The organism is Halomonas sp. SpR8 (genome assembly GCF_031010195.1).
Lineage (GTDB): Bacteria > Pseudomonadota > Gammaproteobacteria > Pseudomonadales > Halomonadaceae > Vreelandella.
On record NZ_JAUAMC010000005.1, the window covers coordinates 12,387 to 32,734 of the forward strand.

At 55.8% G+C, this 20,348-nt stretch carries 17 protein-coding genes; 9 read left to right on the forward strand and 8 right to left on the reverse strand.

The annotated features are described in order from the left end of the window. The 9 genes from QT230_RS11065 (at nt 1) to QT230_RS11105 (ending at nt 11,006) form a co-directional block, all read left to right on the forward strand. Nucleotides 1–177, forward strand: coding sequence for a hypothetical protein (locus QT230_RS11065; RefSeq protein WP_007111811.1), 177 nt, complete (start codon nt 1–3; stop codon nt 175–177). Further along, nucleotides 167–3,127, forward strand: a complete 2,961-nt coding sequence (locus QT230_RS11070) for an ATP-binding protein (RefSeq protein WP_308321824.1) — start codon at nt 167–169, stop codon at nt 3,125–3,127. Before QT230_RS11065 ends, QT230_RS11070 begins: the two co-directional genes overlap by 11 nt. Next, nucleotides 3,105–4,490: a sigma-54 dependent transcriptional regulator gene (locus QT230_RS11075; protein ID WP_308321826.1), complete on the forward strand. Its 1,386-nt coding sequence runs from the start codon at nt 3,105–3,107 to the stop codon at nt 4,488–4,490. The genes QT230_RS11070 and QT230_RS11075 overlap by 23 nt, the downstream gene beginning before the upstream one ends. Nucleotides 4,491–5,382: 892 nt before the next feature. Then, the gene (gene pcnB, locus QT230_RS11080) at nt 5,383–6,771 is read left to right on the forward strand and encodes a polynucleotide adenylyltransferase PcnB (protein ID WP_308321827.1); all 1,389 of its coding nucleotides are present in this window, start codon (nt 5,383–5,385) and stop codon (nt 6,769–6,771) included. A gap of 6 nt (nt 6,772–6,777) precedes the next feature. Further along, nucleotides 6,778–7,278, forward strand: a complete 501-nt coding sequence (folK, locus tag QT230_RS11085; protein WP_308321828.1) for a 2-amino-4-hydroxy-6-hydroxymethyldihydropteridine diphosphokinase — start codon at nt 6,778–6,780, stop codon at nt 7,276–7,278. 156 nt (nt 7,279–7,434) lie between these two features. Next, nucleotides 7,435–8,226 carry a 3-methyl-2-oxobutanoate hydroxymethyltransferase gene (panB, locus tag QT230_RS11090; protein ID WP_308321829.1) on the forward strand — a complete coding sequence of 264 codons (792 nt, stop codon included), beginning with the start codon at nt 7,435–7,437 and terminating at the stop codon, nt 8,224–8,226. A 98-nt stretch (nt 8,227–8,324) separates the two neighbouring features. Beyond that, nucleotides 8,325–9,197, forward strand: coding sequence for a pantoate--beta-alanine ligase (gene panC, locus QT230_RS11095; protein ID WP_308321830.1), 873 nt, complete (start codon nt 8,325–8,327; stop codon nt 9,195–9,197). A gap of 29 nt (nt 9,198–9,226) precedes the next feature. Continuing rightward, nucleotides 9,227–9,607, forward strand: coding sequence for an aspartate 1-decarboxylase (panD, locus tag QT230_RS11100; RefSeq protein ID WP_088702203.1), 381 nt, complete (start codon nt 9,227–9,229; stop codon nt 9,605–9,607). Between the two features lie 220 nt (nt 9,608–9,827). Beyond that, nucleotides 9,828–11,006, forward strand: a complete 1,179-nt coding sequence (locus QT230_RS11105; RefSeq protein ID WP_308321832.1) for an acetyl-CoA C-acetyltransferase — start codon at nt 9,828–9,830, stop codon at nt 11,004–11,006. 66 nt (nt 11,007–11,072) lie between these two features. Here the strand turns inward: QT230_RS11105 and QT230_RS11110 are convergent, their stop codons facing one another. The 8 genes from QT230_RS11110 to rbfA all read right to left on the reverse strand — a co-directional run bounded on the left by QT230_RS11110 (nt 11,073) and on the right by rbfA (nt 20,345). Beyond that, on the reverse strand, nt 11,073–12,242 hold the full coding sequence (locus QT230_RS11110; RefSeq protein WP_308321833.1) for an MFS transporter: 1,170 nt from the start codon (nt 12,240–12,242) through the stop codon (nt 11,073–11,075). 135 nt (nt 12,243–12,377) lie between these two features. Continuing rightward, entirely contained in the window at nt 12,378–14,546 is a 2,169-nt protein-coding gene (pnp, locus tag QT230_RS11115; protein WP_308321834.1) for a polyribonucleotide nucleotidyltransferase, read from the reverse strand. A gap of 176 nt (nt 14,547–14,722) precedes the next feature. Beyond that, nucleotides 14,723–16,294, reverse strand: a complete 1,572-nt coding sequence (locus QT230_RS11120; RefSeq protein WP_308321835.1) for a porin — start codon at nt 16,292–16,294, stop codon at nt 14,723–14,725. 58 nt (nt 16,295–16,352) lie between these two features. Further along, nucleotides 16,353–17,276 carry a hypothetical protein gene (locus QT230_RS11125; protein ID WP_308321837.1) on the reverse strand — a complete coding sequence of 308 codons (924 nt, stop codon included), beginning with the start codon at nt 17,274–17,276 and terminating at the stop codon, nt 16,353–16,355. 170 nt (nt 17,277–17,446) lie between these two features. Next, on the reverse strand, nt 17,447–18,241 hold the full coding sequence (locus tag QT230_RS11130; protein ID WP_308321838.1) for a DUF4886 domain-containing protein: 795 nt from the start codon (nt 18,239–18,241) through the stop codon (nt 17,447–17,449). Between the two features lie 339 nt (nt 18,242–18,580). Further along, on the reverse strand, nt 18,581–18,850 hold the full coding sequence (rpsO, locus tag QT230_RS11135; RefSeq protein WP_007111823.1) for a 30S ribosomal protein S15: 270 nt from the start codon (nt 18,848–18,850) through the stop codon (nt 18,581–18,583). A gap of 164 nt (nt 18,851–19,014) precedes the next feature. Then, complete coding sequence (truB, locus tag QT230_RS11140) at nt 19,015–19,935, reverse strand: tRNA pseudouridine(55) synthase TruB (protein ID WP_308321845.1); 921 nt, start codon at nt 19,933–19,935, stop codon at nt 19,015–19,017. Next, nucleotides 19,935–20,345 carry a 30S ribosome-binding factor RbfA gene (gene rbfA / locus QT230_RS11145; RefSeq protein WP_308321846.1) on the reverse strand — a complete coding sequence of 137 codons (411 nt, stop codon included), beginning with the start codon at nt 20,343–20,345 and terminating at the stop codon, nt 19,935–19,937. Before rbfA ends, truB begins: the two co-directional genes overlap by 1 nt. Between the last annotated feature and the right edge of the window lie 3 nt (nt 20,346–20,348).

Consider the following 20,348-nt stretch of genomic DNA (forward strand, 5'->3'; position numbering starts at 1 on the left):
ATGTACGTCTATCGCATCATGCTGTTTTTGGTGTTTGGCGGTTACCTGCTCTCTCCCCTGCTGATGAATGGCTGGAGCGACCCAGAAGCTGCCTGGTACCGGCCTTTTGCGATTTGGGGCGGCTTGATTGCGCTGACCCTATGGCTGGAGCAGAAGAGGAAGCTTGATGAACGTTGAGGTGCACGTTGAGATAGTCGGCGTCCTGCTGCTGGGGTTAGGCTATTTAGCGCTGCTGTTTGGCTGCGGCTTTGCGGTAGAGCGCGGCTGGGTGCCGGTGCGCATTACCCGTCACCCGATTGTTTACACCCTCGCCCTGGGGGTTTACGCCAGTGCCTGGGCAATTTACGGCAGCGTGGACATGGCCGCCAACGCAGGGTTTGGCTACCTCGCCTACTACCTGGGCGCGGCGGGGGCGTTCCTGCTCGCACCGGTGCTGCTGGTCCCGATCCAGCGCATTACCCGTACCTATCAGTTAGCCTCGCTGGCGGATCTATTTGCCTTTCGCTTTCGCTCGCGGTGGGCGGGCACACTGGTGACTGTCGTCAGTCTGTTGGCGGTACTACCTCTGCTCGGCATTCAAGTCCAAACCCTTAGCGAAGCTATCGATATCCTCACCGTTAGCCAAGCGGGGGGCAGCATCGCACTGCTCTTTTGTATCGTTATTGCCGCCTTTGCAGTGATTTTCGGCGCCCGCCACAGTCAGACTCACGGCAGTCACGACACCCTGCTCAACGCCATTGCATTTGAATCCATCGTCAAGCTGCTGGCCATGTTGGGGCTTGGTGCGGTGGCGCTATGGATGGTGTTTGACGGCCCAGGCGATCTACAGCTGTGGCTGGAAGGCCCCGGTGCTATCCTCCAGCAACAGACACCCCAACTTGACCCGGCGCAGTGGCGAACCCTGCTGCTACTGTTTTTTGCCGCGGCCTTTATGATGCCGCACCTTTTCCATATCAGCTTTGCGGAAAGTCTGTCGCGGCATACCCTGCTACAAGCCAGTTGGACACTGCCGCTGTTTCTACTGCTAATGGCATTGCCCGTGCCGTTGATTTGGTGGGCAGCTCAATCGGTTAACCCCGATATACCCATTGCCGCCTATGCAGCCTACCTGATGACCGAACACTGGTGGGTGGGGGCGCTGGCTTTTATCGGTGGGTTAGCCGCCGCCAGTGGCACCATGATCATGATCGCGTTAGCGCTTTCCGGCATGGTACTCAACCACATTGTGCTGGTCGCGAGGCCTCCCGAGGCGCGCAGTGATCTTTATGGCTGGCTGCTGTGGCTACGTCGCGGCTTAGTCGTTGCAGTGATTATCGGTGGCTGGGTGTTTTACCAGTGGATAGGCCGCCATCACGGCCTAATCGGGCTGGGGCTAGCTGCGTTTGTAGGCATGGCCCAATGCCTGCCCGGCATGCTGGCGCTACTCTATTGGCCCGGCGCTAACCGTAAAGGCATGATTGTTGGCCTGATCGCCGGCGTCGGCGTATGGCTGTGGGGCCTATGGCTGCCGCTTATGTTCTCGCTCCCCGTACCGACGCTACCCTTTACACCGCTTACGCCTGCCAATGCGCCGGCTTGGTATAACATCACACTGCTGTCATTAACGATTAACATTCTGCTGCTGATCGTCATATCGCTGTTCACGCGAATTTCAGAAGGGGAGCAGTCCGCCGCGGAAGCGTGCTCGGTGGATGCGGTGATCCGCTCGAAGCGTTTTCCGCTGGAAGCCGCGACGGCCAGCGATTTTTCTAATCACCTAGCCCAGGCGCTGGGCGACGAGGCCGCGCAGCGCGAAGTCGCCCGGGCCTTAAAAGCGCTTAACTTAACGCCCCAAGAGCGGCGCCCCTACGCGCTGCGCCGCCTGCGCGATCGCATCCAGGCGAACTTGTCAGGCTTAATGGGCCCCTCGGTAGCCCGCGACATCGTCGATCGTTACCTGCCCTACCGTCACGACGACACGCCGGAAACCGACGATATTCACTTTGTTGAAAGCCGCCTGGAGGCCTATCGTTCGCGGCTAACGGGATTGGCTCGTGAACTCGACGGATTGCGCCGCCATCATCGCCAAACCCTGGCCTATTTGCCCGTTGGGCTATGCGTGCTGGGCGATGACGATGAACTGCTTATGTGGAACCAAGCACTCTCGGAGCTCTCGGGGATTAGCGGTGAAAGTGTGATCGGCTCGCGCCGCGATAGCCTGCCCGCGCCTTGGCCAAGCCTGCTAGGCAGCGTGCTAGACGCTACGCCAGGTCCACTGTACAAACAGGCGGTAACGCTGCATGGCAAGGACTACTTTCTGACCCTGCACAGAGCTATTCTTAGCGGCCACGATAGCCGTGGTGGCAGCGTGATTTTGATTGAAGACCATACCGAAATGAAGTGGCTCGAAGATGAACTGGTGCATGCGGCGCGTCTTGCTTCTATCGGCCAATTAGCCGCCGGGGTCGCCCATGAAATTGGCAACCCGATTACCGGCATCTCATCATTGGCGCAAAACCTGCGCTATGACACCAACGACCCAGCACTGCTGGAAACCGCCGATCAGATTCAGCAGTTAACCCAACGAGTGACTAAAATCGTCAACTCTTTGGTGGGGTTTGCCCACGGCGGACGCCAAGCGGTGCCGCTCCCCGCCTCACCCGTGGCGCTCGCCTCGATTAGTGAAGATGCTTTGCACTTGATCCACCTCGCCCGCTCGGGAGAGGATGTCACCTTAACCAATGAGACGCCCGACGATCTGGTGGTTCGCGGCGATGCTCAACGGCTAACCCAGGTGATGGTCAACCTGCTCAGCAATGCTCGGGATGCCTGCGACCATGGCGGGCAGGTGAATATTAATGCCGGGCGCTATGAACAGCTTGCTTGGTGGCGAATAACGGATAACGGTCAGGGCATCGACCCACGAGTGCGGGATCACTTATTCGAGCCATTCACCACCACCAAGCCAGCGGGCGAAGGCACTGGCCTGGGCCTTTCACTAGCTTATCAGATTATCAATGAGCACCAGGGTAAAATAGACGTGGCCTCGCCACCGCCCGGACAGCCTCGCGGCACGGCCATTACGTTATGGCTGCCGCTCTACCAACAGGATGATCAGCCAGCCCATGCCCAGGATTCTGATTGTTGAAGATGAAGCGATTATTCGCAGCGCGTTAAAGCGCCTTCTGGAACGCCACGACTATACGGTCAGCGAAGCAGGCAGCGCTGAGGAGGCCTGCCAGCTTGAGCTCAAAGAATTCGACCTCATCATCAGCGACCTGCGCCTACCGGGCGAGCCGGGCACTACTCTGATCGCTGCCGCGACCCCGGTGCCCGTCTTGATCATGACCAGCTACGCCAGCATGCGCTCTGCGGTAGAATCGCTCAAACAGGGTGCCGTGGACTACGTTGCCAAGCCCTTCGACCACGCCGAACTGCTCGAAACCGTCGAGCGAATTCTGCATAAACAGTCGATGCAGCAGAGCCCGCCGCCGGATATCACCGATGCAGGCGGCGGCCGCCAGACCATGATCGGCAACTGCGCGGCCATGCAGCAGGTTTACACACGCATTCGCAAAACCGCGCCTGCCGATGTCACCGTACTGGTGCTTGGAGAGTCGGGCACCGGCAAAGAACTGGTAGCACGCGCCATTCACCAGCAAAGCAAGCGTGCCAAGGCACCGCTGATCTGCGTCAACTGCGCGGCAATTCCTGAAACGCTGATCGAATCCGAGCTGTTTGGCCATGAGAAAGGCGCTTTTACCGGCGCCAGCGCTGCGCGCACTGGGTTAGTCGAAGCCGCTGATGGCGGCACGCTGTTTTTGGATGAGATTGGCGAGCTTCCGTTGGATGCCCAGGCACGCCTGCTACGCGTTCTGCAAGAGGGGGAAATCCGTAAAATTGGTTCGGTAGAAACCCGCCACGTTGACGTCAGGCTAATTGCGGCGACTCATCGCGACCTGCGTGCGCTGTCAAAAACCGGTGAATTTCGTCTCGACCTTTACTACCGCCTGAACGTCATGCAGATCGAGCTGCCGCCACTGCGCGAGCGCGAGGATGACGTGCTTGAAATCGCCGATATTCTGCTCGACAAGGCATGTAAGCGCCACGAGCGAACGGGGCTGCGCCTATCTCGTGCCGCCCGCCAGGATGTGCGCGACTACCCTTGGCCAGGCAATGTTCGCGAGCTGGAGAACGCGCTGGAACGCGGCGTCATTCTTGCCGAGGGGCATCTGATACACCCGGATGATTTAGGCTTGGCGCCGACAACCACTCGTTCTCATGCGCCTCCTGCGAACACCTCAACCTCCAGTAGCATGGAGAAAAACGCCGAAGAGAATGAAGACGACCTCTCTTTAGAGGATTATTTTCAGCACTTCGTGCTCGAGCACCAAGACCAAATGAGTGAAACAGAGTTGGCACAGAAACTTGGCATTAGCCGTAAAAATCTCTGGGAGCGGCGCCAGCGGCTTGGCATACCGCGTAAAAAAACCGCCCGCCGCCCTGATTGAAGTACTGAATCGCGGTTATGCTGCACTACCTACGACCATTGTCTAATACACTGATTTTAAATAACAAATATCCCATTTTATCGCTGTCTGGCACTGTTACCTTCCCACACAACATCACGCACAAACGGATGCAAAAGGGGTAACACTTTTCGCATCGCAACGTTCCTCAATGATATTAAAAGCGCCAACCTTCTGAAATTTATAATTTATTCAACAGCTGGCACAGCGACTGCAATACTACTGGGTAAGAAAAACAAACTGGGCATAGCGGTAGGTCACCAACAAAAATAATATGACCTCGACCCAACCTGAGTCACAACAAAAACAACAGGGCCAGGTAGAGATATAAGGTACTAACAATAACAACAGGCTTGAATCTCATTACTTGCTGGCGCAGGCAACACAGGCGCCGCGAATAACAACAAATTTAGCAAGTAGCCCGAACGGACGCGACGTACACCAATACTTGGCATCCTAATAACAACAATAGCGGTAAGTGTGTACACCCCGGCGCCAACAATAATTACCTGGGGGAGAAAAGTTCGCGGTTGGATTATTGTTTTGAATACGAGGCGGTCGGAACTATCGTGATCCTTACGCCTGCCGACTGCGGTGCGTATTCAGGGCGATGTGCCATCATGAAGAAAAACAGCAGCATGGACGCTGATTAATTGCTTAATAGGGGAGGCTCTCTTAGCCTCCCTTTTCCATGTCTGGCCCCCTGAGTTTACATCCGCCTGCCTCACGCGCTTTGCAAGCTGCTCTTTGCAAGCCCCTCTTTGCAAGTAACAAAGGGTCGGCTACACTCAGCCACTGACTGTTCACGTTCAGTACTCGTTTGAAGTGCTTACTAATGACTATTTTTTCGTACCCTGCGAGTTGACATTATCGCATGTTTAAAGGATTTACCCGTTTCCTACACAGCCCGGGGGAGCAATTGAAAACCTTGCTCGATCCCCAAGAGAGCACCACCACCGCCCTCTCTCCGCGTAACATCCCACGGTCCGAGCACCCCGTTTCTCGCCAGCAAATCAGCGATGCCGCTCTAAAAGTGCTTTATCGCTTAAGTGGGGCAGGTTACGACGCCTATTTGGTCGGTGGCTGCATTCGCGATGCGCTGCTGGGCAAGATGCCCAAAGATTTCGATGTCGCCACTAATGCCACCCCTGAGCAGGTTCGTGATCTGTTTCGCAACTCACGCCTGATCGGCCGTCGTTTTCGGATTGTCCATGTACGCTTTGGCCGAGAGGTCATTGAGGTGACCACCTTCCGTGGCAAACCCCAAGACGAGCACGGCGATCACATTGCCCATCAATCCGATGAAGGGCTGCTGCTGCGTGACAATGTGTGGGGTAATATCGAAGAGGACGCGCTACGCCGCGACTTCACCGTTAATGCGCTCTACTACAATATTGCCGACTTCAGCATCACTGATTTTGCCAATGGTGCCGAAGACATCAAGACGCGTACTCTACGCCTGATTGGTGATCCCGCGACGCGCTACCGCGAAGATCCAGTGCGAATGCTGCGGGCGGTACGCTTTGCGGCTAAGCTCGATTTCACGTTAGACCCCGCCACCGAAGAGCCGATGTACGATCAGGCGCCGCTGCTGTTGCAAATTCCTCCCGCGCGGCTATTTGACGAAGTGCTCAAGCTGTTTATGTCGGGCCACGGTTTGGTCACGTTCCGCCTAATGAGTCACTACGGCCTATTCGGCATGCTGTTTCCCGAAGCCGAAGAAGCCATGGCCGATGCCGCTTGGGCCGAAGAGCTGATTGAGCAGGCACTCACCAATACTGACAAGCGCATTGCCGAAGAGCGCCCGGTCACTCCGGCGTTCCTGCTGGCGGCGTTTTTATGGGCGCCGGTTAAACAGCGCCAGGAAGAGTTGGAGCAAGAGGGTATGCCCGCCATTCCCGCCTTGCAGGCCGCCGCTCAGCAGGTGGTTTCGCGTCAACTAGAGCACACCTCGATTCCCAAGCGCTTTGGTATTCCGATGCGGGAGATCTGGGAGCTCCAGCAGCGCCTGCCCCAGCGGCGCGGTAAAAAAGCCTTCCAAACCCGCGAGCATCCCCGCTTCCGGGCGGGCTATGATTTATTGCTGCTGCGCGAACAGGCGGGCGAGATACCCCGCGGCTTAGGCGATTGGTGGACGGCTTTCCAGCGCGGCGATGAGCACGAGCAGCGCCGCTTGCTGCAAAAAGTAGGCGGCGACCCCGCCAGCCAGGGTGATCGTCGTCGCAAAAGGCGGCGTAAACCCTCCGGCCCAGCGTCAGAGTAGCGGCTAATGTCGCTCAAGCTTACCTATATCGGCCTAGGTAGCAATCTAGCTTATCCTATCGAGCAGGTTCGCCAAGCGCTTGACGAGCTAGCCACATTGCCGCTGAGTCGCTTGGTAGCAGCATCCTCGCTTTACGCCAGCCGACCGGTAGGGCCGCAAGATCAGCCGGACTTTATTAACGCCGTGGCGGCGCTGGAGACACGCCTCTCACCACTGGCGCTGCTCGATCAGCTCCAGGCGTTAGAGCAGCAGCATCGCCGCCGTCGCCAGCATCACTGGGGGCCGCGTACGCTGGACCTTGATCTGCTGCTTTACGCTAATGATCACATCGACACACCGCGCCTGCGCGTCCCACACCCACACATGACCACCCGCGCCTTTGTATTGGCACCGCTTGCAGAGATAGCCCCTTCGATTCAGCTTTACCAAACGCCACTCACTTGTTGGCTCGAGCGTATTGAGCAACAAGACCCAGGCCAAAGCTTAGAGCGCCTAGCCAAGGCTTAATCAGCACTCACTGCTACCATCTGACACAAATCTCGACACTGACACCCCATTCAGGTAACAATTGGCGGTTACGCCACATCGCGCATGCAGGGATGCAGCATCAATAATGGTCAGCTGCCTATGTCGCAGCGGCCTCACGTAAAACGAGAGCACGCCATGAAAACCGTCACTCTAAGCACGCTGCAGGCCTATAAGCAGGCTGGCGAGACGTTTAGCTGCCTGACCGCTTACGATGCCTCCTTTGCCCATGCGGCAAGCCAAGCAGGCATTGATGTCCTGCTGGTCGGTGATTCGCTGGGCATGGTGCTACAAGGCCATAACAGCACCCTCCCCGTCACCATTGAAGACATCGTTTACCACACCCGCTGTGCGGCGCGCGGTAAAGGCCATAGCCTGCTGATGGTAGATCTGCCGTTTATGAGCAACGCCACCACCGAGCGTCTGCTGGAAGATGCCGGTGCTGTGATGCGCGCAGGAGCGGAATTGGTCAAGCTGGAAGGCGAAGCGTGGATGGCCGACGGCATTCGTGAACTGACCCGCCGCGGCGTACCGGTATGCGCGCATTTGGGCTTGACCCCACAAACCGTGCATCAGTTGGGTGGCTATAAAGTGCAAGGCCGCAATGCCGCTCACGCCGAGCAAATCATCAGCGATGCCAAAGTTTTAGTCGAGGCAGGCGCTTCAGTGATTCTGCTAGAGTGCGTCCCTGCCAGCCTAGGCAAAGCGGTGACCGAAGCACTGGAGGTACCAGTGATCGGCATTGGCGCAGGACCGGATACCGATGGCCAGATTCTGGTGATGCACGATGTGCTTGGCGTTACCCATGGCCGTACACCGCGCTTTGTGAAAAACTTTATGGCCGACGCTGACAGCATTCAAACAGCTTTCCAGCACTATCACGAAGCGGTCAAAACCCGCGCCTTCCCGGCTCAAGAGCACTGTTTTTAAAATCAGTTTTTAAAATCGGTTTTTAAGCCCGGTTTTTAAAAGCCGTTTTTAAGGCAGCTCGACTATCGCCCATTTTTTGTTATTGGCACGAAACGACTATGCGCACTTTGCGAGACATTGATGAGCTACGCAGCATGCTGCGAGATTACCGCCAACGCGGCCAGCGTATTGCCCTGGTGCCTACCATGGGCAACCTGCATGCCGGGCACCTAGCGCTGGTCGCCTGCGCGCGCCAGCACGCCGATATCGTGGTCGCAAGCCTGTTCGTCAATCCCATGCAGTTTGGCCCAGGCGAAGATTTAGACGGCTATCCACGTACCTTTGATGCCGATCAAAGGCAGCTTATCGAGGCCGGCTGCGACATCCTATTTGCTCCGGCGGTAAGCTCGCTCTACCCCAACGGCTTAGACGCCCAGACCCGCGTGCATGTGCCCGTGGTGGGCGAAGGACTGTGCGGCGGCTCGCGCCCCGGTCATTTCGACGGTGTCTCCACCGTGGTCAGTATGCTGTTTAACCTGGTGCAACCGGACGTCGCCTGCTTTGGGGAGAAGGATTACCAGCAGCTTGCGGTAATACGTAAGCTGGTGCGCGACCTGCACATGCCCATCGAAATTATCGGTGTGCCCATTGTACGTGCAGAGGATGGCCTGGCGCTATCATCGCGCAATGGCTATTTAAGTCGCGAAGAGCGTGCCATTGCACCACTGCTCTACCGCACGCTGTGCGCGTTGCGCGATGCTCTGGAACGCGGCGAAGCTATCGAAAAGGTACTACACCAGGGCAGCACCACGCTGTATGATGCGGGTTTTATGCTGGACTATCTGGAACTACGCGATGCCACGCTAGGCCCCGTAAACCTAGCGACCCGCCATGCGATACTGCTGGCCGCCGCCAAGTTAGGCCCGGCGCGGTTAATCGACAACCTCACGGTTCAACTCCCGGTCAGCGCTGCCGCTACTATTAATGAATAAACAAACAACGGGGAATACAGGAACTCACCATGCACACCATTATGCTTAAAGCCAAACTCCACATGGCGCGCGTCACTCACGCGGTACTCAACTACGAAGGCTCCTGCGCCATCGACGGTGACCTGCTGGATATGGCGGGCATTCGTGAAAATGAGCAGATCCAGATTTACAACGTCGAAAACGGCGAGCGCTTCACCACCTACGCTATTCGCGGAGAGGAGGGCTCCAAGCTCATCTCGATCAACGGTGCTGCGGCCCATCTAGCTGCGCCGGGCCACCGGATCATTATCTGCAGCTATGCCCACTACTCTGAAGCCGAACTGGAAAAGCATCAGCCAGCACTGGTGTATCTCCAGGAAGGCAACCACGTCAGCCACACCAGCAATATTATCCCGGTGCAGTTGGCCTAATCACCATTGGCCTAATCTTAGCGCCTCTACTACTTTCTCCTGACGGGCCACATGTGGGCCCGTTTTTATTTGCCCATAAAGGTTTATTGCCGCAACGCACCACCTTCCCCTATGCTGAAGAGACGGCTGACAGAGCACGACTAAAAGAGTACGGCTAACAGAGCACGCCTATCGGGCATCTGGCTTCAGACTGTCTGTTAATTACTCCAGGAGTCATTTTATGCAAGAAGTAGTCATTGTTGCGGCACGCCGCACCGCTGTAGGCGCTTTCGGTGGATCCCTCGCAGGTATTCCAGCGAGCGACCTGGGCGCCTTGGTGATTAAAGATATCCTCGCTTCAACCGGCGTTAGCCCCGACCAAGTTGATGAAGTGCTGCTGGGTCAGGTGCTCACCGCAGGCGTTGGTCAAAACCCGGCACGTCAGGCAGCAATCAAAGGTGGCCTGCCAGACTCGGTACCGGCCATGACGATCAATAAAGTGTGTGGCTCGGGCCTGAAAGCGCTGCATCTCGCCACCCAGGCCATTCGCTGCGGCGATGCCGAGCTGATTTTGGCAGGTGGCCAGGAGAACATGTCGGCCTCACCACACGTGCTGCCCAACTCGCGCAATGGCCAACGCATGGGTGACTGGAAGGCGATTGATTCCATGGTGCACGACGGCCTTTGGGATGCGTTCAATAATTACCATATGGGCATCACCGCCGAGAACCTAGCCGAGAAGTACGCCATCACCCGCGAAGCGATGGATGAGTTCGCTGCGGCGTCGCAGCAGAAAGCTGCGGCGGCGATTAGAGAGGGTAAATTCAAAGGCCAAATCGTCCCAGTGGAAATTCCCCAGCGCAAAGGCGACCCGGTGGTATTCGACACCGACGAGAATCCTCGCGAAGTCACCGCTGAAAAACTCGGCGGCATGCGCCCCGCGTTTAAGAAAGACGGCACCGTTACCGCTGGTAACGCCTCTGCCCTCAACGACGGTGCGGCGGTGGTCATGCTCTGCTCTGCTGAAAAAGCCAAGCAGTTGGGGCTAGAGCCACTGGCGCGCATCGCCGCTTACTCCAACGCAGGGGTTGACCCCGCCATCATGGGTATCGGCCCCGCACCGGCCACCCGCCGCTGCTTGGAAAAAGCCGGCTGGAGCCTGGATGACCTGGATCTGGTGGAAGCCAATGAAGCCTTCGCCGCCCAGGCCCTCTCAGTTAACAAAGAGCTCGGCTGGGATGTCAGCAAGGTCAACGTCAACGGCGGCGCCATTGCTCTGGGTCATCCCATCGGCGCCTCCGGCTGTCGCGTACTAGTCACCCTGCTCCACGAAATGATCGCCCGCGATGCCAAAAAAGGCCTCGCGACGCTATGTATCGGCGGTGGCCAGGGTGTAGCGCTAGCGATTGAGCGCCCTTAATTATCCACTGAGGTTCACGCCTAACCAGAGCCCCCGTTACGGGGGCTTTTTTTAACGTGTATTTGGTCAACGTGACTTTTCACCTACCACCTTCGCTGGCGTGCTTAGCACTAGCAGCATCCCCAGTAGAAATAAGCCCGATGCGGCCCACATCGCGATAGGTAAGCTAGTGCCGTCAACGACACGTCCGCCCAGCATGGCGCCTAGGCCAATCGACATATTGAAGATAAACGCCATCAACGCCGTGGCGGCTTCGGTATTGGGCGCGGTGCGCAAAATCCAGGTTTGAATGCTCACCGATACGCTGCCGAACACGGCACCCCAAGCCATTAGCAGTAATACGCCACTGCTCGGTTGAATACCCAGCATCGGGAACGCGGCCACAACGATAAACAGCAGGCTGGGAATCGCCAGTACCGCACGGTACGGGTGGCGCCCGGCAAACATGCCCGCCGCTATATTGCCCATAATGCCCGCCGCCCCATAAAGCAGCAGCAGGCTACCTACATGGCGCTGGGAGATACCACTAATCTCTTGCAGAATGGGGCTAATAAAGGTGTAAGCGGCAAAATGGCCGACCACCACAAAGCCCGTGGTCAACACCGCCACCCGTACGCCACGGTTGCTAAATTGCTGCGCCAGTACCCGTAGGCGCACCGGTTCACGTGGTGGCAAAGGCGGCAGCCAACGCCACAGCGCAATGGCCGTTAACAGGCTAAAACCGCCCAGCGCGCCAAAGGCCACCCGCCAGTTGCTAATATCCCCCAGCAGCGTGCCCAGTGGCACGCCAAGCACCGAGGCCGCCGCAACGCCACCAAAAATCATCGTCATCGCTTTGGGCACTTTCGCCTCAGGCACCAAGCGCGGGGCAATACTGCCGGCCACCGCCCAAAATCCACCAATACTTAGGCCTACTAGCACTCGGGCGGCAAGCAGAAGGATAAAGCTGCTTGCCAGCGCCGAGAGCACGCTGCCTACTACCATGACTACCATTAATAACGTGAGCATGATGCGCCTATCCAGGCGCCCCACCGCGACGGGTAGCAGCGGGGCTGAGAAGGCAGCAACCACGCCAGGCACCGTCACCATTAAGCCCGCCATGCCTGGGGTAACGCCCATCGATGAAGCAACCTGGGACAATAAGCCAATCGGCAGCTGTTCTGCGGTCACCAATAAAAAAATGCCGATCATCACGGCCACCACCGCCCACCAGCGCGGCGCTTGATCCTGATCCATTGCAGATGACTCCCTGATTCTTTAAATACCTAACGATCAAAGCTCAAAAACAACACCGCCCCCGCAGCCGGGGCTACGAGGGCGGTACCAGAAACCTAACTAACGATTTAAATCACTCGCTTTAAATCATTCTGTTTAAATCGTAGCTTCGGTTTCCGCTGTTTCTGCTGCAAAAGCGGCTTTCTCTTCTTCACTGATCTCTTTCATCGACAGCTTCACGCGGTTGCGGTTATCGATATCGAGCACTTTAACGATCACGTCATCGCCTTCGTTCAAGAAGTCGCGCACGTTATTTACGCGCTCGGCAACAATCTGCGAGATATGTACCAGGCCGTCGGTACCCGGCATGATGTTAACGAATGCGCCGAAGTCGGCAATGCGTACCACCTTGCCCATATACAGCTTGCCGATTTCCGCTTCAGCAGTAATTGCCAGAACGGTATCAATGGCACGCTTGGCGGCGGCTTTGTCTTCCGCGTAGATTCTTACGGTGCCGTCGTCATCCAGATCGACGGAAGCGCCGGTGTCTTCGCAAATTTTGCGAATCGTCGCGCCACCTTTACCGATGACATCACGGATCTTGTCGGGATCAATTTTGATCGTCGCCATGGACGGCGCGTTGTCAGAGACATCGCTACGGCTCTGGCTGATCACCACATTCATCTGCTCAAGAATACTCAGACGCGCGGTAAGGGCTTGCTGCAGCGCAAGCTCCATAATCTCTTCGTTGATGCCCTCGATCTTGATGTCCATCTGCAGGGCGGTAACACCCTCTTCGGAACCGGCCACTTTAAAGTCCATATCGCCAAGGTGATCTTCGTCACCCAGGATATCGGTCAGTACCGCGAAGCCGTCTTCATCTTTCACCAAGCCCATGGCAATACCCGCCACCGGTGCTTTTAGCGGTACGCCTGCGTCCATCAAGGCAAGCGACGAGCCACACACAGAGGCCATCGAGCTTGAGCCGTTAGACTCGGTGATTTCCGAGACTACACGAATAGTGTAGGGAAATGTGTCTTCTGACGGCAGCATTGCCTGGACGCCACGGCGTGCTAAACGGCCGTGGCCGATTTCGCGACGCTTCGGCCCGCCAAAAAAGCCCGCTTCGCCCACGCAGTAGGGAGGGAAGTTATAGTGCAGCATAAAGCGGTCTTTGCGTTCACCTTCCAGCGATTCGATTAGCTGCGAATCACGCAACGTCCCCAAGGTTGCAATAGCAATCGCCTGGGTTTCGCCGCGGGTGAAGATAGCGGAGCCATGGGTTTTGGGCAGAGTACCCACCTCAATGGACAGCGGACGAACGGTTTGGTTGTCACGACCATCGATGCGTGGCTCGCCTTTTACGACACGCGAGCGAACCACTCGCTTTTCAAGGCTCGCGAACGCACCTTTGACATCATCCTTGGCAAATTTACCTTCAGCCCCTTCTCCCTCGGCAGCGACCAGCAGAGCCACCGCCTCGTCCTTCAATGCCGACAGCGCATCTTGACGGGCCATTTTATCGGTAATCCGATAGGCTTCACCGACTTTGGCTTCGAAAGCATCGGCCATGGCGGCTTTAAGCGCTTGGTTCTCTTCCGGGGGCTGCCAGTCCCAGCGTGGCTTACCGGCTTCAGCAACCAATTCGTTAATCGCGCTGATGGCGACCTGCATTTCCTGATGGCCAAACAGCACGGCACCGAGCATTTCGTCTTCGAGCAGCTCTTGGGCTTCAGATTCCACCATTAATACGGCTTTATCGGTACCGGCGACCACCATATCCAGTTCGGAGTTCTTCAGTTCTTCGACGGTCGGGTTCAGGAAGTAGCCTTTCTCTTCGTTAAAGCCAACGCGCGCGCAGCCAATCGGACCGCTGAACGGTACGCCCGAAATCGATAGCGCTGCGGAGGTGCCCAGCATCGCCGCGACATCTGGGTCGTGATTGCGATCGGTCGATAAAACGGTACAGATTACCTGTACTTCGTTCATAAAGCCTTTGGGAAACAGCGGACGGATCGGACGATCAATCAGCCGCGAGGTTAGCGTCTCTTTCTCGGTAGGGCGCCCTTCGCGCTTGAAGAAGCCGCCGGGAATTTTACCCACTGCGTAGGTTTTCTCTTGGTAGTGAACCGAGAGCGGGAAAAAGGGTTGGCTCGGGTTGGCCTCTTTACGAGCGACAACGGTACACAGCACGACGGTGTCATCCATGGTAACCATGACAGCGCCGGTTGCTTGGCGAGCAATACGCCCGGTTTCGAGCGTGACGGTGCTACGACCGTACTGGAACGTTTTCTTTACCGGATTCACAGCGACTTCCTTCAGCATTATCAATATCTACTTGTCTATTCGTTTATGTCGTTTTGACTCGTTACCATTCTAGGCGCTGGAGCGCGATAGGGCTACCTGTTCCCACTTTAGTGACGGCGAAACACAAAAAAAACGGGCAACTCCTTCGGAGCTGCCCGTGCTGATTTATGCCTAATGTCAACCGGCGCTTACCATCAGAATACCACCTGTAACCGCGCGGATAGCGTATCGCCGTCATCTGGCCCCTTGAAGTCGCCGGTACGATTGTCAGTATTCCAGTGCGTATAGTCGAGCATGACCCGCGACCAACCGTTCGGATACCAGTTCAGGCCCAGTGTACTCGCATTACCGTCGCCACCTGGGTAATCTGGCGCATCGTAGAAGTCCAGTTCCTGATAACGGGCGGCGAGCTGAAAAGCACCAAGCCCCCCTGATGAAACTGAGTCATTAACGTCAGGCAGGCGCCAGAAACCTGATTTGCGAGAATAGCCATGACGCTCGCCGGTCAGGAAGTAGCTAGCCTGAACCCCCCAGGCGTCATAACTCATGGTTTCACCGCCTGCGGAGTCACGCTGATCCACGGTTCGCTGCCCATACTCGGCCGCAGCGGCAAACGAGCCCAGCGAAGTTGCAAGTTCAAGCCCATACGCACTGCTCGACTCCGGATCGCTGATGGCACGGCTGCGAATGGCGACATTGTCATTGAAATTATCAGCGGCATTGATATTTTTGAACACGGTCGTATCGCTGCGATCAAAATCCTCGTAGAACCCCCAACTGCCAAGATGAACCATATCCGTACCGCTATACCATGGGTTCCAGTGGGCCCGTGCCATCAAGGTGGTGGTATCTGAACGGTCGGTGTCATCGCCAAGCCTGCCATTGGTCACGGCGAAGGACGCATGCCAGTCGCGACTGTCGCCGTAGATTTTGCCCTTAAGCCCCAGTCCGTATGAACCGCGGTCTGGAGCAATGGCGCCACTGACGAAGTTGCGCTCCATAAACCAAGTATTATTAGACGAGGTTGCCCCATCCAATGAGCGATCGTCGTACTTGTTACCGAGGTAGAGCACGACATCTTCATCACCCCAGTTGAACAAGCTTGAAACATAAGCATCGCGCATGCTGACCCCGTTGCCCGCCAGGTCATAACCAAGCTTATAGCCGATGCGCTCAGACATTTTCCCCGCAATGTCCAGTTGCAGTCGTCGCGCCGTCGTACCCCTAATATTGCGATCGTTGTCGCTGTCGTCAAATGCCGAACCGCTGGTGGTTGAGGCGTCATACTGTAATCGCCCGCCGATCTTCAGGCGCCGGCTACCATCAGCACTGATGAACTCAGGCCCACCGCCCGACCAGTCGATACGTGACTGATCCGTCTGTGCTGCCTCCAACAATGACACTTGGCTCTGCAGTTCTTCAATGGCCGCTCTATCGCTAGAGGCAGTGGGCGCAGTGCTTTGTGACGCCGAAGCACTCGACATTCTTCTTACCGATGGAGTTACGCCTTGATCCTCCACAGATTGAATAGGAGCGGCACTATCTATGCCATCTCGAGATTCCAGTTGTCCTAAGCGGGCCTGCATGACCTCAAGTTGCTGCGCCTGACGAGCCAGCATTTCGGATTGGCGCTCAATTAGCTCAGCAAGTTCAGCCGACGTCGCGTCACTGGCTAACACACTTCCGCTGAAAGCAGGTAGTGCTAGTGCCCCCAGGGTGACGGCAGACAGCATGACACTGCGGCCTGAATTATTATGTTTTAGCATGATTATTCTCTAAGCCTTAAGGATCGTATTATGTTTATCCAAAGCATTAGCGGCACAATTAACGTGCTCGCGATGCAATATAGCGAGCCGCAAAGGGCGTCATCTGACCAGGGCTATGTGTCACGCCGGGTAAAACCCAGTGCCGCCAATTGAACTCCGTGCTCAAAGATTGGGCCTGGCGCTTACCAAATTCATAGTAGTAGCGAGTCCGCTCCACTCGTGTCGCACCTTGGGCATTGGCCTCGGGCGTCTGACGCATGACGGTATGAAGCGTTGCGGTATCCGCCCCCCCTGCCAGCAGTAACATCGGCTGAGCAAGAAAAGCTTTGATCGCAGTGGCGTCCAGCATTGGCACACCGCCTGTTCCATATGGCCACGCAATCGACTCATCCGGCATCGTGTACCAACCCGCCGCGCCGATGATGATCTCTTCCGCATGCGACTCCGGCATAAACATGGCGAAACGGTGGGCCACCTGCGCACCGGCTCCGTGACCATATAGATAGTAGGTCTCACGGTTACTGTTGCTACGAGCGGATCTGAAGTCAGCAAACACGCGCTCGATTAAAGTGAAGACCCACTGCTCCGGAGGATTCATCTGCTCTAGTCTAGAGAAGCCTCGCTCCTCCTCGGCCGAGGTGGCTCGGAAGACATTCCCCAGGTTGAAGCCGTTGCCACCGGGATAAGCCTCAGAACTGAACCGGGGAACCAACACCATCAGCCCCTCCCGTTCGGCATACTCCGCCCAGCTATCACGATACTCTTTCGCGTCTCGTCGTAATCCGTGCAGTACGAGCACCACTGGCGTATTAGCCGTATAGTTATTCGGCTGGTAGTAATAAACACTGACGTCCTGCTGTGTCGCCGGATCGTTGAAGATATAGTGTCCAGCGCCTTCTTCCATACCTGCTACACGCTCACTGGCGGCGACCGCTGGTAATGGCAGGCACAGCACCATTAGTGTGAACCACAAAATTCTCATTTCTTTCTCTCTTATTCTATTTATTAAGATTTGGACAGCCCTACCAGAAAGCTTCTGACAAGCACCTGCTTAGCTAGCCCGCACGAATCCACTAGCTGCCGACAGTACGAGCGAGAAGCAGGCACACTCAGATATAGATATCTCACTAAATAAGGCTATGGTGCTGTCGCCTAGCGACTGTAGTACTCCATCACCGTATCTTCGGCGACCTGTTGTAGAAAGGCAGCGTCGTCCTCGTTGATTCGCTCGTAATAGGTGTAGGGGTTACCGACGACAGAGGTGTCGTAGAGCGCGGCAAACACTGTAGCCGCGGCTAAGTAAGTGCCCTCAGGGGTGGGGTGACTACCATCGTAGTCAACATGCAAAGCTAACTCTGGGCGCTGCTCATAGGCGTTTTTGAACGCAAGACCGACCGGGATAACCAGGGCACCAATCTCATTGCCGACCGTCGTATATAAATCATCGATCTTGTCGATCATGCCGGGGTCATAACCATCGTGGTCTTCGCTGTAGGCAGGCGTCATGTAGAGCACGGTCTCTGCTCCTGTCGCCTCAATGGCTTGATGGTGTCGCATAACAGCATCATGAAACATCTGGCGCTTCTCGTCTGTCAGAGCCGCGCTGCTATGACCTTGCAAAACGACAGCGTCATAAGGATCAGGTAAACCTAAAGCATCTGGGAACAGATAATTTTTTACTTCATGTTGCGACAGATAAGCACCCGAAATAGTCACGGACTTGCTGTTCAGTTGTTCTGCTATATCCGGCTGAGCGGCTGCCACCATACGCTTTACGTAGTTGTGTAGACTATTGTTGTAATATTGGTAGCTATTGCCAACGTAAAGCAACTGCTTTGGGTTCGGGGATTTGAGGGCATCAAGCTGGGGTTCAACATCGGCCATCGCATATGCAGGTAGCAGCGCGGCCATGGTGAGAATGCTCATTCTGGCGAAGGACGTTTTCATTGATATTGTTTCCATCCTGGAACTGTTTGTGAGAATCGTTTTGTGAAAATCCGAGGTGTATCGTGTACAGACATCTCGGAACTTCACAGGCACTTCACACAGACTTCTGCAAATTTCACTCCCTCTCTGGCTTTACTCTTGTATTTCAAATAATTAAAAAGACAAACTACTACAAAAGTTGAATACTGCACTCCAGCTGATGATGGGTTTTCCACACAGGCAGACATCTACTTATGTGCGGGAAACCGCACACTAAAGCGCATTATCAATACTGTGCAGTCCAACGCAAAACGGGCAGCTCACAAGGAGCTGCCCGTTTCTAATCGTAGCCGTTAATGCTTAGCGGCGTAGACCTAAACGCTGAATCAGGGACTGATAGCGTTCGAAATCTTTACGCTTTAGGTAATCCAGCAGTTTGCGACGCTGGTTAACCATGCGGATCAGGCCACGACGAGAGTGGTGATCCTGTTTGTTGGTCTTGAAGTGATCCTGCAGGCCATTAATGTTGGCGCTCAGCAGGGCAACTTGCACTTCAGGGGAACCGGTATCGTTATCGCCGCGGCCGTATTCGGTGACGATCTCGGCCTTCTTCTCAGCGGTTAAAGCCATCTGTATCTCCAGTAAGCAATATGCCTAAAAATGAATGGGTGAGACCACGCATATTTGCAGTCTCAAGCTGCTATTTTTTACTAGCTAGTTTCTATTAGCTCAATCCTACTAGCTAATCTCTACTAACTGTTTTCGCGCAGACAGCTGCATCCTTGCAACGCTGTTTACGAGATAGCGACGGTACTTAACAGCCGCTTAGGCGCCACTTCCTGAGCACCTTTCACTACGCCAAGGCCGATAAACGTCTCGGCGTAATAAAGTCGGGCTAACGCATCCGGCGCTAACGTGCCGGTCGTCAGATTGGCAGACTGACCGTGGGCCAAACGGCTGTGGGCAGCATCGTCTACCGTCAACGACGGTAAATGATCTACCAGCACGTCCGCTGGCATTAGCTCAGCTTCCAGTGCCGCTTGGTCTGACAATGCTTCCAAGGCCTCTAGCGTCCACATCGCATCGGCTAAAAAAGGCCCCGTTTTGAGCCTTCTTAGTTGACTGATATGCGCACCACAGCCGAGTGTCTGGCCAATATCTTCTGCTAACGTGCGGATGTAAGTGCCTTTACTGCAGCTTACTTCCAGCTCAAACGCGGTCCTTTCAAACGAAAGCAGGCGCGCATCATACACGCTTACTCGCCTGGCTGCACGTTCTACCTGCTTGCCTTCCCGAGCCAGCTCGTAAAGCTTCTTGCCCTGATGCTTCAGCGCCGAATACATGGGCGGCACTTGGTCAATCTCACCACGAAAGCGGGTGAGCACAGCCTCCACGTCATCGACGCTTAGGCTAGGGACTTCATGCTGCTCAATAATCGTGCCTTCCGCATCGCCCGTATCGGTGATCACCCCCAGTTCTATCCGGGTGCGATACACCTTGTCGGCTTCCAGCAAGTGCGATGAGAACTTGGTCGCTTCGCCGAGGCAAATCGGCAACAAGCCGGTGGCCATTGGATCTAGCGTGCCGGTATGCCCGGCTTTTTGGGCCTGGAACAGCCGACGAACACGCTGCAGTGCATGATTGCTGGAAAGCCCCTTGGGTTTATCCAACAGCAGTACGCCATTGACCGGCAAACCGCGACGTTGACGCGCCACTAGCGCGTTTCCTCGCTCTGCCCGGTATCGCCCTCTTCATCCTGATGACGCGCTCGATCAGTGGTGACCGCTTCATCAATTAGTGAAGAGAGTTGCTGACCGCGCACCACGCTCTCATCGAAGTGGAAGCGTAGTTCTGGCACGTGACGAAGTTTAATGCGCTTAGCAATCTGGCTTCTTAGAAAACCGGCGGCACGTTTAAGCACCTGCAGGTTTTCTTTAATACGCTCGGGTTCTTGCTCACCCAACAGCGTGACATAGACATCGGAGTAACCAAGATCACGACTAACAGTGACACCGCTAACCGTGACCATGCCTAAACGCGGGTCTTTCACTTCGCGTTGAATAAGTACCGCCAGCTCCTTTTGGAGCTGGTCGGCTACCCGGTCGGTACGCTTAAATTCGCGCATGTT

Coding starts and splice junctions, on each gene's coding strand:
- QT230_RS11065 (WP_007111811.1), top strand. CDS start 1: ATGTACGTCTATCGCATCATGCTGTTTTTGGTGTTTGGCGGTTACCTG.
- QT230_RS11070 (WP_308321824.1), top strand. CDS start 167: ATGAACGTTGAGGTGCACGTTGAGATAGTCGGCGTCCTGCTGCTGGGG.
- QT230_RS11075 (WP_308321826.1), top strand. CDS start 3,105: ATGCCCAGGATTCTGATTGTTGAAGATGAAGCGATTATTCGCAGCGCG.
- pcnB (WP_308321827.1), top strand. CDS start 5,383: ATGTTTAAAGGATTTACCCGTTTCCTACACAGCCCGGGGGAGCAATTG.
- folK (WP_308321828.1), top strand. CDS start 6,778: ATGTCGCTCAAGCTTACCTATATCGGCCTAGGTAGCAATCTAGCTTAT.
- panB (WP_308321829.1), top strand. CDS start 7,435: ATGAAAACCGTCACTCTAAGCACGCTGCAGGCCTATAAGCAGGCTGGC.
- panC (WP_308321830.1), top strand. CDS start 8,325: ATGCGCACTTTGCGAGACATTGATGAGCTACGCAGCATGCTGCGAGAT.
- panD (WP_088702203.1), top strand. CDS start 9,227: ATGCACACCATTATGCTTAAAGCCAAACTCCACATGGCGCGCGTCACT.
- QT230_RS11105 (WP_308321832.1), top strand. CDS start 9,828: ATGCAAGAAGTAGTCATTGTTGCGGCACGCCGCACCGCTGTAGGCGCT.
- QT230_RS11110 (WP_308321833.1), bottom strand. CDS start 12,242: ATGGATCAGGATCAAGCGCCGCGCTGGTGGGCGGTGGTGGCCGTGATG.
- pnp (WP_308321834.1), bottom strand. CDS start 14,546: ATGCTGAAGGAAGTCGCTGTGAATCCGGTAAAGAAAACGTTCCAGTAC.
- QT230_RS11120 (WP_308321835.1), bottom strand. CDS start 16,294: ATGCTAAAACATAATAATTCAGGCCGCAGTGTCATGCTGTCTGCCGTC.
- QT230_RS11125 (WP_308321837.1), bottom strand. CDS start 17,276: ATGAGAATTTTGTGGTTCACACTAATGGTGCTGTGCCTGCCATTACCA.
- QT230_RS11130 (WP_308321838.1), bottom strand. CDS start 18,241: ATGAAAACGTCCTTCGCCAGAATGAGCATTCTCACCATGGCCGCGCTG.
- rpsO (WP_007111823.1), bottom strand. CDS start 18,850: ATGGCTTTAACCGCTGAGAAGAAGGCCGAGATCGTCACCGAATACGGC.
- rbfA (WP_308321846.1), bottom strand. CDS start 20,345: ATGCGCGAATTTAAGCGTACCGACCGGGTAGCCGACCAGCTCCAAAAG.